This is a genomic window from Halodesulfovibrio aestuarii DSM 17919 = ATCC 29578 (assembly GCF_000384815.1).
Taxonomy (GTDB): Bacteria; Desulfobacterota; Desulfovibrionia; order Desulfovibrionales; family Desulfovibrionaceae; genus Halodesulfovibrio; species Halodesulfovibrio aestuarii.
Map to the genome: position 1 here is coordinate 18,069 of NZ_ARQF01000014.1, position 14,728 is coordinate 32,796.

The 14,728-nt window shown below is 46.9% G+C and carries 19 protein-coding genes; 14 read left to right on the plus strand and 5 right to left on the minus strand.

Features of this window, described 5'->3' with window-relative positions:
- Window positions 1-5: 5 nt before the first annotated feature.
- The 8 genes from F461_RS0100795 to F461_RS0100830 are packed head-to-tail and all read left to right on the plus strand — an operon-like array spanning window position 6 to window position 7,375.
- The gene (locus tag F461_RS0100795; RefSeq protein ID WP_019999257.1) at window positions 6-1,187 is read left to right on the plus strand and encodes a baseplate J/gp47 family protein; all 1,182 of its coding nucleotides are present in this window, start codon (window positions 6-8) and stop codon (window positions 1,185-1,187) included.
- Window positions 1,187-1,768: a phage tail protein gene (locus tag F461_RS0100800; protein WP_019999258.1), complete on the plus strand. Its 582-nt coding sequence runs from the start codon at window positions 1,187-1,189 to the stop codon at window positions 1,766-1,768. The genes F461_RS0100795 and F461_RS0100800 overlap by 1 nt, the downstream gene beginning before the upstream one ends.
- 13 nt (window positions 1,769-1,781) lie before the next feature.
- On the plus strand, window positions 1,782-3,683 hold the full coding sequence (locus F461_RS18380) for a phage tail-collar fiber domain-containing protein (RefSeq protein WP_019999259.1): 1,902 nt from the start codon (window positions 1,782-1,784) through the stop codon (window positions 3,681-3,683).
- Between the two features lie 9 nt (window positions 3,684-3,692).
- Complete coding sequence (locus F461_RS16695; RefSeq protein ID WP_019999260.1) at window positions 3,693-4,115, plus strand: hypothetical protein; 423 nt, start codon at window positions 3,693-3,695, stop codon at window positions 4,113-4,115.
- Window positions 4,115-5,011 (plus strand): hypothetical protein, encoded by an 897-nt coding sequence (locus tag F461_RS0100815; protein ID WP_019999261.1) that lies wholly within the window; start codon window positions 4,115-4,117, stop codon window positions 5,009-5,011. The genes F461_RS16695 and F461_RS0100815 overlap by 1 nt, the downstream gene beginning before the upstream one ends.
- On the plus strand, window positions 5,008-5,571 hold the full coding sequence (locus F461_RS16700) for a baseplate complex protein (RefSeq protein ID WP_019999262.1): 564 nt from the start codon (window positions 5,008-5,010) through the stop codon (window positions 5,569-5,571). The genes F461_RS0100815 and F461_RS16700 overlap by 4 nt, the downstream gene beginning before the upstream one ends.
- Window positions 5,568-6,266 (plus strand): hypothetical protein, encoded by a 699-nt coding sequence (locus F461_RS0100825; protein WP_019999263.1) that lies wholly within the window; start codon window positions 5,568-5,570, stop codon window positions 6,264-6,266. The genes F461_RS16700 and F461_RS0100825 overlap by 4 nt, the downstream gene beginning before the upstream one ends.
- Entirely contained in the window at window positions 6,242-7,375 is a 1,134-nt protein-coding gene (locus F461_RS0100830) for a bacteriophage T4 gp5 trimerisation domain-containing protein (RefSeq protein ID WP_019999264.1), read from the plus strand. Before F461_RS0100825 ends, F461_RS0100830 begins: the two co-directional genes overlap by 25 nt.
- Here the strand turns inward: F461_RS0100830 and F461_RS0100835 are convergent.
- The 4 genes from F461_RS0100835 to F461_RS0100855 all read right to left on the minus strand — a co-directional run bounded on the left by F461_RS0100835 (window position 7,362) and on the right by F461_RS0100855 (window position 11,306).
- Window positions 7,362-7,598: a hypothetical protein gene (locus F461_RS0100835; RefSeq protein ID WP_019999265.1), complete on the minus strand. Its 237-nt coding sequence runs from the start codon at window positions 7,596-7,598 to the stop codon at window positions 7,362-7,364. The genes F461_RS0100830 and F461_RS0100835 overlap by 14 nt on opposite strands.
- A gap of 540 nt (window positions 7,599-8,138) precedes the next feature.
- Window positions 8,139-8,519 carry a hypothetical protein gene (locus tag F461_RS0100840; RefSeq protein WP_019999266.1) on the minus strand — a complete coding sequence of 127 codons (381 nt, stop codon included), beginning with the start codon at window positions 8,517-8,519 and terminating at the stop codon, window positions 8,139-8,141.
- A gap of 907 nt (window positions 8,520-9,426) precedes the next feature.
- Window positions 9,427-10,464, minus strand: coding sequence for a hypothetical protein (locus F461_RS0100845; RefSeq protein WP_019999267.1), 1,038 nt, complete (start codon window positions 10,462-10,464; stop codon window positions 9,427-9,429).
- A 317-nt stretch (window positions 10,465-10,781) separates the two neighbouring features.
- Complete coding sequence (locus tag F461_RS0100855; protein ID WP_019999269.1) at window positions 10,782-11,306, minus strand: phage regulatory CII family protein; 525 nt, start codon at window positions 11,304-11,306, stop codon at window positions 10,782-10,784.
- Window positions 11,307-11,588: 282 nt separating this feature from the next.
- Between F461_RS0100855 and F461_RS0100860 the strand changes: the two genes are divergently transcribed.
- Complete coding sequence (locus tag F461_RS0100860; protein WP_162139276.1) at window positions 11,589-12,302, plus strand: LexA family transcriptional regulator; 714 nt, start codon at window positions 11,589-11,591, stop codon at window positions 12,300-12,302.
- Here the strand turns inward: F461_RS0100860 and F461_RS0100865 are convergent.
- Complete coding sequence (locus F461_RS0100865) at window positions 12,299-12,550, minus strand: hypothetical protein (RefSeq protein ID WP_019999271.1); 252 nt, start codon at window positions 12,548-12,550, stop codon at window positions 12,299-12,301. The two genes, F461_RS0100860 and F461_RS0100865, sit on opposite strands and share 4 nt — an antisense overlap.
- Window positions 12,551-13,028: 478 nt before the next feature.
- Here F461_RS0100865 and F461_RS0100870 point away from each other — a divergent pair, with 478 nt between their 5' ends.
- From F461_RS0100870 to F461_RS0100890, 5 genes are all read left to right on the plus strand, one after another.
- On the plus strand, window positions 13,029-13,241 hold the full coding sequence (locus tag F461_RS0100870; RefSeq protein ID WP_143154866.1) for a hypothetical protein: 213 nt from the start codon (window positions 13,029-13,031) through the stop codon (window positions 13,239-13,241).
- Window positions 13,242-13,544: 303 nt separating this feature from the next.
- Complete coding sequence (locus F461_RS0100875; RefSeq protein WP_019999273.1) at window positions 13,545-13,838, plus strand: hypothetical protein; 294 nt, start codon at window positions 13,545-13,547, stop codon at window positions 13,836-13,838.
- A gap of 1 nt (window position 13,839) precedes the next feature.
- The gene (locus F461_RS0100880) at window positions 13,840-14,034 is read left to right on the plus strand and encodes a hypothetical protein (protein ID WP_019999274.1); all 195 of its coding nucleotides are present in this window, start codon (window positions 13,840-13,842) and stop codon (window positions 14,032-14,034) included.
- Between the two features lie 27 nt (window positions 14,035-14,061).
- Window positions 14,062-14,274, plus strand: a complete 213-nt coding sequence (locus F461_RS0100885) for a hypothetical protein (RefSeq protein WP_019999275.1) — start codon at window positions 14,062-14,064, stop codon at window positions 14,272-14,274.
- 169 nt (window positions 14,275-14,443) lie between these two features.
- Window positions 14,444-14,728 (plus strand): hypothetical protein (locus tag F461_RS0100890; protein ID WP_026364539.1); only part of this gene is annotated, 285 nt, incomplete at its 3' end.

Consider the following 14,728-nt stretch of genomic DNA (forward strand, 5'->3'; position numbering starts at 1 on the left):
TATAAATGCCAGCTGAATCTGAAAAAATCTTTACCCAGATGCTTGAAGACGCAGACATCCCTGTTACCGAACAAGCCATGAAAGACCGCTGGAATGCTCTTAATAAAGAACAAGGCGGCCTTATTCAGAATGACAGTAAATGGAGTCCGTTCTGGCGTCTTATTACCTCTATCATCACCACGCCATGCAGTGACCTTGTTAAGCTTCTTATTAAGCATGCGCTGCCCAACATCTTTCTAAAATACGCCACAAGTACATGGCTTGATTTGTACGCCTGGGGAGTAGATGTGGAGCGCAAAAAAAGCGTTACCGCACAAGGTGTTTTACTTGTGACTAGAACTGTTTCTACGGGTGAGCTGCTGTTCCCTGCAGGTACTATTATCGAAACTGCGCCTATCAACGGCTATGTATACCGCGTTACGACCACTGCAGACACAATTATCCCGGACGGAGAACTTACAGGAAAAATTCCGGTACTAGCTGAGAAAGAAGGCAACGCCTACAACCTTGGCCCGGGCTACTATTCCGTTCTGCCAACACCAATAGCCGGCGTTGCTTCAGTAAAAAATGAAGCTGACTGGCTAAGTGTTGCCGGCGCGGATCAGGAACAAGACGAGCCGCTGCGCCTTCGTTGTCGCAATCAGTTTTCCGCGGTGGGCCAGTACCACCACGACGCGGCATATAGGGCAGACATAACCGGCTTTGCCGGCATTCGTCCGGACTATCTTTTTTTTGAACATGGAGCGCCTCGAGGCCCTGGCAGTGCAAACTGTTATGTGATGATCGAAAGCGGCATACCGTCGCAATCCTTTGTAGATCAAATCAACAGCCATGTACGCGATACAGGCAACCACGGCCACGGTGACGACATGCTTTGTTTTCCAATGCCTACGCAAGATATTGCGCTTGGCGTTACTGTTCATCCACAGCCACACCTTACGGACGAAAAAGAAGAGGCCTTACGGGGCGGGGTAGAGAATATGATCCGGTGTGCGTTCCGTGAAAATGAAACATACACCGTGACCAAAGTATTTCCCCAGAGCCGTTTTTCCTTCTCCAAACTTTCCGACGAGCTGCACGGAAAATTTACGGATTTAAAATCCGTTGAGTTCGACATGCAGGACATTACCAGCGCAACCACACTGCCAAAGTTAAGCGCACTTACCGTAACGCTCGGAGCTGAATAATGGCCGCGGTAAAACTTCCATTCTGGTTTTCAGAAGAACAAGTACGCATTCTTACGCAAAGCGCGGCCAAGTGGTTCGAGCTGCTGACAAGTTGGGCCAGCTGGCCACTCCTTCAGATGAATCCGGAAACATGCGTTGAAACCGTGCTTAACCTCATAGCCTGGCAGCGCGACATTGACCGCTTTAAAGACGAACCACTGTCCTTGTTCCGGAAGCGAGTAAAATATGCATACATCAACGCCAAAGACGCGGGAAGCGTAGCCGGTTTTAAACGCATATTTATGCGGCTCGATATTGGCTATGTGGAAATTGAAGAACGCATGGACGGGATTGATTGGGACATTGTTGATATCCAGTTATCCGACTCCCAACTGGCCGAAAACCAGAAACTTTTAAAAGTGCTCATTCAGCATTACGGGCGAACATGCCGGCGGTATCGCTGGAAAATTATTACACCGGTTCCGTTCTATGTACGCGCCGGCGAATTCAACAATACATACGGGTACGATCACGCAGCAGTACCACCATGCACTATCGGTATCCGTGTTGAAGAATACTCTAACGACTTTGTAACGCTTTAAAGCAAGAGGACATATGGCAACAGCAATTACTTACGCAGGTGAAACGCTCATAGCTCAAAAGCAAGCAGCCGGTGCACCTCTCATTATTGAAAAATTTATCTTAGCTCTGGTTCCGGAGCTGGATCCTAATGCACCGGTTAACCGTGCAGACACAAGGCCGGACAATGTCGTGCATGAGTACACTATTCCGGCCGAGTTTAAGAGCTTCTTAAATCCTAATCAGGTTGTGTATTCCATGTTGTTGGGTTCCAACCTTGGAAACTTCACCTTTAACTGGATTGGCCTCGCTGCTGAAGACGGAACAATTGTTACCGTTACGTATCTTCCTGAAATGGAAAAACTCAAAACAGCAAACAACGTACAGGGGAACAACCTTACCCGTAACGTGCTGCTTGAGTTCTCCGGAGCACAGGACGCAACAGGCATCACTATTCCGGCTAAAACATGGCAGATTGATTTTACAGCACGCCTTGACAGTATTGACGACCGCATGCGTAAAACCTGCCGCGACATCTACGGCCGTCAATGTTTCATTAAAGACGCAGCGCTTATAAAAAACGAGTCTGATAGCTTCACCCTGCAAGCGGGGTTCGGGTACATAGAAGGGATCCGCGTTGACTTTTCCACTATGCCGGTAGCCCTTGGCAGCCTACCAAAAAAACTTTGGTTAGACGTTGCCCTGCAGCAGCAAGGAGCAGACAAGGTTCCAGCTGTACAAGTTCTTTCTGCTGCTCCGGCTGAAGACAAGGCCGACTACACGGACAGCGCCAACGACCCGCACTATTTGGTTGCAATTGCCGACATCAACGCAGCTGGCGTGGTGACGGATCTACGCAGAGTAGAACAGGTAGAAACCGACCTTGTAAAATATCTGCTTGAGAACGGCGGCAAGAAAGAAGTTACTGTCCACCTGAATGATGCCAACCCTCATGGCTTGCCACTTGAAGGCGGCGAGGAAGGGCAGGTGCTTATCAAACAGGCCGACGGGGGGATTGCATGGGGAACCGTTGCCGGTGTTCCAGTTGGTGAACTCTGCTTTTCTACAAACGGCGAAGCATTGCCCGGAACAGTTCCGGCCAACGTAAAACAAAAAGTACGCTGTACCCTTTTTCCGCAGCTTTTTGAATGGATGAAGGGCGGGACGTATCTTACAGATGAAGCAGCGTGGGACGCCGAAGCCGCAGCACAGGACGGCACATGCGGCAAGTACTGTTGGGATGGTGGGGAATACTTCATTCTGCCGTGTTTCACAAAGTACTTTGCGGCGGCTCATGGGGATAAAGCGGTTGGTGATTGGGCAGGGGATGCAATTCGGAATATTACAGGGCGCTGGGAACAGGCCGCAAGTGGACAGTCAACAGAAGGAACGTCGGCAGGCGCAATTAGAGCTCTTGGGTTGCAACGAGGTCAAGAAGCAGAAGGCTCGTCTGGTCCGTTCAACGGTTTTGATTTTGATGCTTCCCGCGAAGTCCCCACAGCCGAAGAGAACCGCCCAAAAACCGCCTACGTTCTGCCATGTATCAAAGCGTTTGATATAGCCATTAATGCCGCACAGATTGACATGCAAGCACTGGCGCAACAGGTGGCGGCTATTAATGGGAACAAGGTTGATCGTTCCGAGTGGGTGGAACTGGTGCCGGGTAAGTCATACAAACGGCCTGACGGGATTATTGAACAAATAGGGTCTATCTCATATTTGAGCACAGGTGATGCTATTCTCCCAGAACATTTATTTCCTGTGGCGTTTACATCCATCCCTCATGTTTCTCTTAGTTTGGAAATTGATCATACGATCAATTACAATGCCAGCGTCTATAAAAAAAATATTACAAAAAATGGATTCACACCTCTAATCGACCGTGGTGCAACAGAGAGCGTTAACTTAGTAATTCATTGGAAAGCAACAGGGAAGTAGGAGGAATGTATGAAAAGGTATTATTCACCATCAGAAAATTGTTTTCCTCAAGAGGGATCACTACCTGAAGATGCAATTTTAATCTCTGAGGATAATTTTTTACAGCTATTACGTGATCAAGAAAGGGGTATGGCTATCCAGCCAGACGAAAATGGCCACCCTGTTACAGTAACGCCACCTCCCGCACCAGAACCACCAGCACCAACAGAACAAGAATTAGCACAGCAACGCATTACCGAAATCACGCAGCAGCTCACAGCTAACGACCTTGCCTCTGTACGCCCTTTACGCGCTATTTTTGATGCACAGAAAAAAGGCGTTGAACCTAACGCGTTAGACGAAGCCCGACTTACAGAATTGGAAGAACAGGCGCAAGCGCTACGAGCTGAATTGGTGACGCTTAACGAGCAACTTAACGCGGATGCCGGCTAATGAGCTGGCAATCCCTCACCTTTTCCCCGATCGGGGAAAACATACACGATGGATTGTTACCTGTGCTGTCCCAAGCTGCTGGCGAATTAGCCGGCAGTAAGGGGCGGCTTTCTTCCATCTCCGGTGTTGTTCCCGTGGCGAAAAATCCACTTTCAAGCAGTGCAGCAACAGTTGCCGCGCTCCGGACGCAGCTCACAGACCTTGTTACCCGGTACGGACAGTGCGTGTGTGTTCATCCATATTTACACACTGTAGGCCACAGACGTGGCGAATACAGCTATTTGACACCCAACGACGCACTCAAGCAGCTCGGCAACAAGTTGATTGATGCAGAAGAAACATTCCCTTCCGGAAAATTGGGCGCGGTGGTTGTTGTGCTCTACGGCGCTACACACTCGGCATTTGTGGAGCAGCTTGAAACCTTCCTGCAGGTGTTCCCGGTAACGGAGCTGCAGAAGATACAACGCCGGGCCAACGGGCTAAGTTCACTTGAAACAGACAAGTTTTTCATTCCTGCAGCACGTAGTTGGCCGGAAGTCGTGCAACGGGATCCACGACAACACAACTCGCTACGTGACGTAGACACAACACTCGGCCAGCTGGTTGCAATAGGTGAAGGATACAACGAAACGACCGCACCAGAGGCACAGCTTGCGGCGCTTATCGACAAAAAGACAGCCACTATTCAGGCCGCGGAACAGGCATGGCAAAACCTGACAACGAGTCTGGCCGGTGAAGCTGGCAAAGTTATGTACTGCGAAGGCAGCCCTGCAGGGTTACGTTCTGAATTATTCAAAAGCGGCTCACCTTCCAGCGTGTACAAATTGAGTGCGGCTATATCTTGGATAGCGCAGCCGGCACAGCTCACGGTTTTTAAAAAGGTATTTGGATTATGACCCACTATCTACAGCTCAATGACTTTAACGTACCAGGCTACAACCTCACCGTAACCGGCGACCTTGAAATTCGAACCGAGGATCTCTCCGGAGAAACAAGCAGCACCGCACGAGTTGATAAAGGCGTTAAGCCTAAAAAGCTGAATGTCTCTACAAATATCAAGTACCAGGATGCAAAGAAGCTGCGCGAACTTATCCGCGTCATAGAAGCCCGTGGCAAAAATGGTGAAGGCATGGTGTACAACATCACAAACCGCGACGCGAACGTTGCCGGCATTACGCAAGTACGTGTGACCGACCGTTTTAGCTGGAAGCCTATTAATGGCCTTCAGGCGTGGTCTATAACATTTACGCTGCGTGAGTACTTGAGTGTTCCAGAGAAGGTAGAAAAGCGTGAGAAAAAAACGGATACAGTCGCACAGAAAAGCGAAGGAACACCGGTAGAGCCAAAGACGAAAACAGAAGACGCAGAAGCGCCACAACAAACCGCATCGGCCACACAAGACCCGCAGACGATGTTAGAAAACATCCTTCAGACAATCGATAAGGCGCTGGCATGAAGCTAAGAAAAACACTCACCATCGGCGGCAAAGCGGCCAAGCTGGTGGAAGAAGATATACGGCTTGATGTTGCCTCCCCCGGGCGCGCTTTTTTTCGCGTGAGAGCAACAGAAGCCCTCTCCGGTATCGTGCAATTCAGTCTTGGCTATTCCAGCCAGGACAAAAACCAGCTCTTTTTTTCCGGATACATCGAAAGCAGCCATACGGTAGATACTGCCACGCAGAAGATCTTCTGCAGAGAAATGGCCGCGGCGCTCAACCTGCGCCTTCCTATCAGTTTACGCCACCCCACACTAAAAGACGTACTCGCGGCGTATAGCGACAAAACCGGCCTTGTGTTCACTGTTCCGGACGAACCCTATGCAACGACGCGCATTCCCCATTTTCACACATTAGGGAGCGGCTATCACGGCATGGATCAACTCGGCGCGGTATTCGGTATAGAAAAATATTACTGGCAGCCACAGCCAGACGGTACGGTTTGGGTTGGTTCCTGGAACAATAGCAGATGGGCAACACGGCCCGTGAATATAGATGAAAAAGTTTTTACCGGTGTTACTGCTGCAGGGGCAAAAGTTCTGCCGGCTATTCCGGCGCTGCGTCCGGGTGTTTTTTTAAACGGCCAGTACTTAACCTCGTTACAACTCACAGGGCATGAAATGGTGATTCAATGCGAGAACTCATTAAGCGCATAGTACTGCGTACTTTTCCAGAACTTACAGCGGGATTGCATCTTGATCGATATGCCAGAGTCTTGAAGGTTGCAGACGCTCCGGAAGACGGTGGAACTTGTGAGCGCTTCCGGCCGCGCTATGCCGTGGACGTGGAAATTCTTACACCTGAAGGCGAACCCGACAAAGCTTTCCCACGTTACGAGGCCGTGCCGCTTCCTGTTAATGGAGCCGGTAACGAGTCCGGCCAGTTCGCATATCCGGAACCGGGCGCAATGGTGGTAATTGGTTTTGCCTATGGTCGGGCCGATCATCCGATTATTCGCCAGGTCTATCCGCTTGGTTTATCTCTACCTGAGTTAACTAACGGCGAGTTACGTTGGCAACAGTCAGCTACAGTATACCAGAGTGCAGATAAACACGGGAACTGGACGCGCTCGAGCGAGGCCACCATAACCGACGAAAGCTTGCGGCAGGTTCGGCGCTGTGTGGAATCCATCGACAATATTTCCAGAGAATGGCGTACAGTTTTAGAAAACAGTACTGAAGAAGTCGGCGGCGTTAAAACTATTGAAGCACTCGGCTCGGTTCTCATCGGATCCGGCGGCCGCATGAATATATCTGCAGTAGACAGCATGAACTTAACAACGGCGCGAGATATGCGTCTTGTAGTAGCTGACAACATGCGCGTTGCTACCGGTGCCGATTATCAGGAAGTAATCAAGGGCAGCAGCTCTAGCAACATCACAGGCAACGAGGCCAGCACGGTCGGCGGCAATTTCACCCAGAGCGTAAGCAAAGACTACACGCAGACCATTAAAGGCAAGAGCAGCTCAACAGTCACAAAAGAAATTGCAATCAAAGCCGGCGGGACAATTACACACACTGCAGGTGGCGTCTTTACCATAGCAGCGCCAAAGATTGTAATCGGATCCGGTGCCGGCGGCGTCCATCTAATAGAAGAAACGCTCGGCGTCTGGGAAGAAGTACGCGACGCGCTCAAAGTTCTAGCCGGGCATACACACTCACACCCACAAGGTGACACAGGCGCACCACTTCAAGGCGGCATCATTGCTGCACACTCAACGGCCGTGGGTGAACATCATGATCGGGTAGAATCTATTTCGGGATAACTTTTCCGCTACGGAATGTCATTTTAGACACAGAAATAAAAATTCCGTCTTCTTGTACGCCTTTATAAATGCCCAACCCAGAATTCCAAGCCTTGCTCAATTGTTCCTCTGTACAAGTATTCATGAGTTTTGCCTCAGCTGGAACACCTTTGTGTTTTTCATCAGCAGAACAGTAGTACACACGCATTGGATCATTTGGATTTTGGTAAACAGCAATTAACATAAAAAAACTCCGGCTAAATATTTATGATCCCAACATATTAAGATTATAAAAAAAATTGTAAAGGGGGGGGCCGGCGATAAGCCGGTCTTTTTTTGTGTTTAACGCCAGAAAAAGAAAAAGAAGGGCCGGCCAGAAAAAAAAAGAATCCCCCAGAGAAAATAACTTTTCCTCCACTCCCACCTGAGGGCTTTTTTCACTTTTTTTGTGCAAATTTCATCGTATTACAAAACACCCCCGAGGACGCGCAGAATCTGCGCTTGCGCGCCGTTTCGCCCATTGCACAACTGGCAACTTATTGCAAAGTTTTGCAAGGCTTAAAATGGACAACCTGAAGACTACACCATGCAACTATTTGAAGTGATTTGCTTTTTTGTTTTTTTTCAGCTCATCGACTTATTTTTAAGTGTACTTTTCCCGAGAAAAGCTTTTCAACCTTTCGAGTATAACTAACTTTATTTATTGCTGATCGACTAAATAATTTGACCGTGCAAAATTGCAAAACTCAGAAAAAAAGGGCTCTTAATTTTTTTCTGATGCGGCTTACGCCTTCTTTTCCACCTCGCTGGCCGGAACCATCACCACACCTTTTCCGTAAATCTGAACTCCAACGAGCCACGCGCCATCGATGCGCTGTATCGGATCCACGACAACGTGAGTGCTTTCATGCTTGAATGAATCGTGTGTTTCAATCCGGACGCTGACAGAATCACCGGCTTTTAAATCTGGTGCAACGGTCGGCGTTTCTTTTTCGTTGCAATAGTTCACCCAGTTCATAGCGGCCTCGCGTACCTGCTTTCCGGACATACCAAGCAGCACACCAGAGGCAGTGCATTTTACCTGCTTCCCTTTCTGATCTTCAGGAAGAGCACGACGGCCTTGTCCTCTATCTGCACCACCACGTTTTTCTTTTCGCTCTGACATATTCCCCTCTTTGAAAAAATAGCACCTTTAATCAAAATTATTTTTGCTTTTCTGCTTACTTTTGAAAAAGTAGTACCTTTAATCAAAAAATATTACAAGAATATTTCCCATTTTGAAAAAATAGGTCTTTTAATCAAAAAATATTTTGTACTTTCAAAATAAAAGTGCGTCGGCTAATCGGATCCGGAATGCGACCAGCTGCACGGCCGATATTCTTCCGGGTATAAATGTCTTCGGCCGAAGAGGTTTAAAAGTTCGCCGTATTTTGATTCTAAGAAAAAATTAGCGGGGTATGGGGCGGCAGCCCCTACTTTAGAAAGAAAAAAACTTTAGCGTTAGCACAGCGGCCTCGTAGGCCGCACGGAATTTGCTGTACAGCCTATGAGCTTGAAAAAAACTACTCACTTCTCATCAAGGAGAAATAACAGGTGTTGAGTTGGTAATACATGGTGCACAGCGGAACGCATGTTACGCTAGCACTGTACTGGGAAGAGTGTAGCTACTGCCGTTCACTTGGTAAGAATTGAATCTATATGATAGAATGGCAGGAGCGAAGCGGTCACCTATGGCGGCTAGTCGCAGACGACGCCGCCGGTCCACTAACGTAAACCAGTTTAAGTCAGCAGGTTAGCTAGTCCGCTAGATATAAAAGCCCTCCATTCCCACCTAGTCCGCTATTTGGAAAAACACACTAGTCCGCCATTTAGGTGTTCCCGCCACATTCTCTACACGAAGTATGGTTCCAGGGGCGGGCTTACCTCTCGAAATAACACCCAATATCAACAGTGGTCTTTGCAAAATAGAAACCTGTACTTAATAAAAAAGAGTGGCACTCTATTTTTAGATGTGCACACCCTTATGTTTTTGCTTATTTCTAAATTTTGGACGCAAGTGTAGTGGGGGTTGCCTAACCTTGCTGTGTCTTCAGCTCGGCAACTTTACTGATAACCATTTCTCTGTGCTCACGATTTCTCTTTGAGTCAAAGTTAGGAATCTCAGCTGCTAACAAAGCGTCGGCTCTACGGTATAATTCCGCTTCTATATTTTGCGGTTGTGGCTTCTTATCTTCGGCGTTCTGCTTAGGCTTAGCTTTCTTGCCTTTAAGCTTTTCGACTTTGAGCTTAACCATCTCGGCTACAGTTACAGCGAGTTTTTTTGCTTCTTCTTTTATGCGACTAGAAGAGACCTTACGAGCTTTCTCTATGGTCTCTTCTGTAAAGCCTAACAGCTTGAAGAAGTCGACAGAGAATGTCCGCATGCTTGCGTAAAATTCGTATATTGCGCCTTTGATTGTTTTTCTACAGCAGTCGCCATGATACGGCGTGTCCGTTGCTGACAGCTTTCGATACTGAGCTGCACTAGAGACCAGCTCCGATCTATACAGCAGAGTCAAAACAGCTTCACATCCACGTCTAGGAACGCGCGCAACTTCAGAAAGTCCCTTTACAGCCCAACCGCGCATACCGTTCGGGCTTGGCTTGCCAACTATCATAGTTGCAAGGCTAAGGCGGCGAAGCATTGAACTAAGCACCCTAACTACTTTTTCGCGCATCTGGCTACGCATGCGGCCTTTAGTGTAACCACAAATTGCATCGTTGAATTCTGGATAGCTATCAGGGTTGATAGCCCAATTCTGTAAACGTTCAATGGCATCAACAATAATCGCCGGCATTTTGCCTTTACCCTTTTCTACAGGGTACGCGATTGCAAAATCAAGATTATGCCTATCGTGGCCAAAGGAATTTACAGAGCGTGGACGTGGATCCGGATTGTCGGCGGGGGTAGGATGGTCTGTAGCGTCTGGTGGAATGCTTGCAACAATCTGCGAGAAAGGTGCTTGCACCTCTCCTGTATCTTCATCAAATGAAGGTTGCACTTCTCCTGTCTCTTCATCGTGGCCGAAGAGTTCAGAATATTCTGATGCAGACGCAGAAACAGACGACACTAGAGCACTCCGTAGTTGAAGTTAAGCATCGCCTGTTTCGCAAAATGCAAAAGCGACGATACAGTGCTCTCAACCACGTTCATGCGGTTTCGGTGCCTCGCGGCTTTCAGAGTCCACTTGTAAAAAGTATGGACTACTCCCGACACTATATCGTCGCTTTTTGCTGCTATAATCGCAGCAAATTTTGATTTCGATTGTGTGCTCTGTAAGGCTGAGCTAACCATGAACGTTTTGAGAGGAGTAAATTTAATCATGCGTAAGTCGCTTTGTCAATGGGTTATCAGAAGACTACAGAAAAAAATCTGTAGGCTACAGCGCTACTGTTCGCGGTCAGTAGGGGTGCCGGACATTCTAGGCAAAGAGCTTGGAACTTCTTCTTTAGGAAGATCCACAGCAGCGTCTACAGCGTCAGCCATAGCAAGTAACTGTGCCGCTGCTTCTCGTGCTTCTTTACGAAAACGCACAGACTCTTCCTGATCCACTACACCGTCGGCCATAATGTCATTATACGTACAAACCACATCGGCAAATTCTTTGCTGGATTTCATAAGCTCAAATTCCAGCTTGCAATCACTTCCAGCTGGAACCACATGTACACACAAATAGCCACGCTGCTCTGCAAGCCAATGCAGAGGTGTATCGTCGTTTGCTTCTTCCATTGCTGGCAGAACATTGTCGGCGTCAAAATGTGTGTAATCCACATTCGGGTTCAACTGCTGTGACAATGTAGTTGGGGTACGCCCTAGCCTTTTGGCCAGCTGATTCGTTTTTCCGCGACTGGTGAGCGTGTCGTGACATGCTTCAGTCAGGTTTGAATACTGAGAACTCTTCTTACCTGCCATCTTATTGACTCCGATGTTTATTTTATTTCTATAAAATTTTATTTCTATTACCATTCAGAAATAAATTTCCGATATAATCCCTTACAACTTTTAACTAGCGTCAGACCATAGAACCGAAATAGTACAAGGATATCACCTAATTTATTGGCATACGGCTTAGTGACAACTAATGGCACTTTGCTTTTTTTGCTGCAAACCTTTCACTTTGTCAAGACTATGAAGATAAAACACTTACCCACACGAAAGCCTCTATGTCTTAAAAAAGACAAAAAAGAGGTAGATATGTCACTAATTAAACAAGCCAAATCTGTAACAACATATAACAAGATCTTAACGTATCTTATTGATGCTATGAATCTTCAAATTACCAAAGGGATATCAAAAGCTGAAATAGCAAGAAGACTTGGCGTTTCAGGAGCCACTATTACCAGATGGTTAAACGGAGAGCGTAGCAATCTCAGACTCATCGACGCCATAAGAATGGCTAATTTCCTAGACCTCACTGACAAAGAATTAATGCAGCAACTCTCTATTAATGAACTCAAAATATTAGCTATAGTAAGCCAACTAAAAGAAAGCTCTGGACAAGATCAAACAACTTATCTTGAACAAATAAAACAATACACAGATGAGCATGGGAAATGGAAAGACGCAGTAAAGCTCTACACAACTCACCCATTCAGCATAAAGTGGCTTGAGTCGATATCCCCAACTCACTCTAATTGTTTCGTTTTAACAGTAAAAGACAACCTTATGTCTCCTACAATCAACAAAGGCGACGACGTCCTTGTCAATCCAGATCACGCAGACGTTAAACCTGGAGAAATATTTTGTATCTCAATCAAGGGTGAAAAAATATTAGCTCGCCTTTTCCCTAAGAAAGAAAATATTGTCGCAATGTTCGATTCAGAAACAGCAGATGAACTCACAAGTAGCGCTTCTAATCCAGATTTTAAAATCGTCGGGCATGTTAGTTGGATGAACAGAAATCTTTAACCAGTACAGCCTCGACCGTTGACCCCCCCCCCAGCACAATTCAACGAACGAAGCACCACATCGCCGCTAGTACATGAGACCATATAGTCCTTACCGTTCAGCAAGGCATCGAGACAATGCTCAAACTCTATAAAAGTCCATTTTTTATTTTCAAGCTCACTAAAAGTTTTGTTGTAAAAACTAGACTTAGCACCTGATAATAAAGACATTTCACAAAAACCTATTTGCAATATTTCTTTTCTTAACAAATCCCCCTCCTCCTTAGAAGCTAACTTTCACACTTGCCACAACCCTTACCAATTGGTAAGGGTTGTGCATGGAAGAGAGAAAAAAACTTCTTCTCAAATCCCATCTACTAACTATGCGAAGCTTCGCCACCGTGTACGGTTCGGTAAGATCAAAGCAAGAAATTATGCACGGCGTAGTAATGCCTCATAACAACGTATAGTTACCGCATAGAACGCTCTGTGAATAGATGTAATGCACTGCAACATTTCATTTGTACAAACTTGATGTTGTGCAAGTACTCACTCACAAACGTAATTGCCCGAAGGTATACACAAAACTGTCTTTGTACAACCGGAATATTAACGTGTTGATTAAAGCAACAGGAATTTACAAATCATGAATATCTGTAGAGATTTAAATTACAAAAGAGATTTTTCTATACAGGGCATGCGAGTTGCAGTGTTTCAACAAGAAAGGTCGGGCGGCATAGAACTACGCATGCGTTTAGAATCTCATGGCTTTGTCGCTGTTATTCCTGTTTACGCTGGCGCAACACAAACGCACTCGGCAGCCGATGCATTAAAGCTACTTAACGCGCTTCCTGAAAAATTGCTGGAAGCTAGAGTAAGCTACGCAAAAAAAGAATTTAACGAGCCATTACGGAACGTGTCACCAGAGCTAGGCGATTACATCCATTGTGCGCCGTGCTAGCTCCCCCACGCACGGCGCAACGCAAGCAAACAAGCTATTATGATAGCATGATAGCTTGATAGCCATATATCAAAAGAGAATGGTTGGACGGTTGATTAGCGGACATAGGAAGACTCCAGACGACGCCCGCTGCCACACACAGCGGGCAAGACATTAAGACGTCATGACGTCATGACGTCTAACAATACACAGCAGAACAGAAGCACAACGCCGGACAGGGTCTACACCTCAACGGCCACCGCCCACGCTTATTAAGCGTGGGCGGTGTTGCAGGTAGAGTAACTTTTTAAGGAGAAAGGGAAGATGAACAAATTAGATCGAAAGCTTTGGACTCCGGTAGAATTAGAAATCCCACCTATTAACCAAATCAGCCGCGTACTGCTCGAGCACTACAACGACGATGAACGCCTCGATATGACAACAGAACACCTTGCCATCGGTAAGGACGACAAGTCCGTTCTCATGACCACAAACAAACACGAAAGAAAACATCGACTGCACAAAGTTACAGCATGGCAACCTATCAACCTGCTCGACAAAACAACCATGCTAGAAGTTACCGAGTTCTTAACCGAGATAGCGAAGGAAGAAAAATAGCATGACCTTCTACCGCGAAGCCAACCCAGACGAGACGCCGTGCAAAGAATGCCAGTTCTCATACATCTACACTGGTGCAGCTACGCGGCCGCTTAAATGTCTCTACGGCTACACAACTTCCAATGCTCAAAAAAAAGGCTACGGCGTACCCGTAGCGAAAGAATTTACATGCAACGTATCTAAAGACCGACTTTAACCGAACGATCAAAAGGAAGGGCTAAGTATGCAGTGGCTTGATGTATTCGCTATCGTCATTCTCTTTGGCGCTCTCTGCTTCCTGATGGTCTGCAATGCACGACAACACACCACGATACAGCAACTCATAGACGACAAGGCTAATTTAAAAACACAGCTCACAGCTCAACACTACACCGCAGAAGGCACCTCAAAACCACCACCGCCACCACCTACGACATCGGCACTGGTCTATGACTAGTAGAATCTGGTAACTTTACAGGCTAACTCGCGAAGAGTTGGCCACGCTGATCCGGAAGAACAAGCAAGCCCTCATCAAATTTTGGTGAGGGCATTTTTATTTTCTTATTTCCGTTTTTATCTTAAACAACTACCTCTAATAATTTTACTACGATGGAGGCAGATAGCCTATGCGGAAAATTCTTGTAACGCTTCTTGCGCTCACCTTGCTAGCTCTTGCTGGATGTGGTGGAGACACTTCTGTTGACGATCCCAATGCAAAGCTTGTTAAGAGCACTATGAACAACCCGGGCCAGTTCCGGAACAGTAAAAGCGTTCCAGCTGCAAACGGTACATTCGTTATTGTTGATGGCTCCGCTTGTTACTGGATCAAGGAAGGGGCAATCTATGCAGTTAATGGCGTGGCTAAAAACTCTTCTCCGGGTATCGAATACGCGCCACCGTCCATTTCTTGG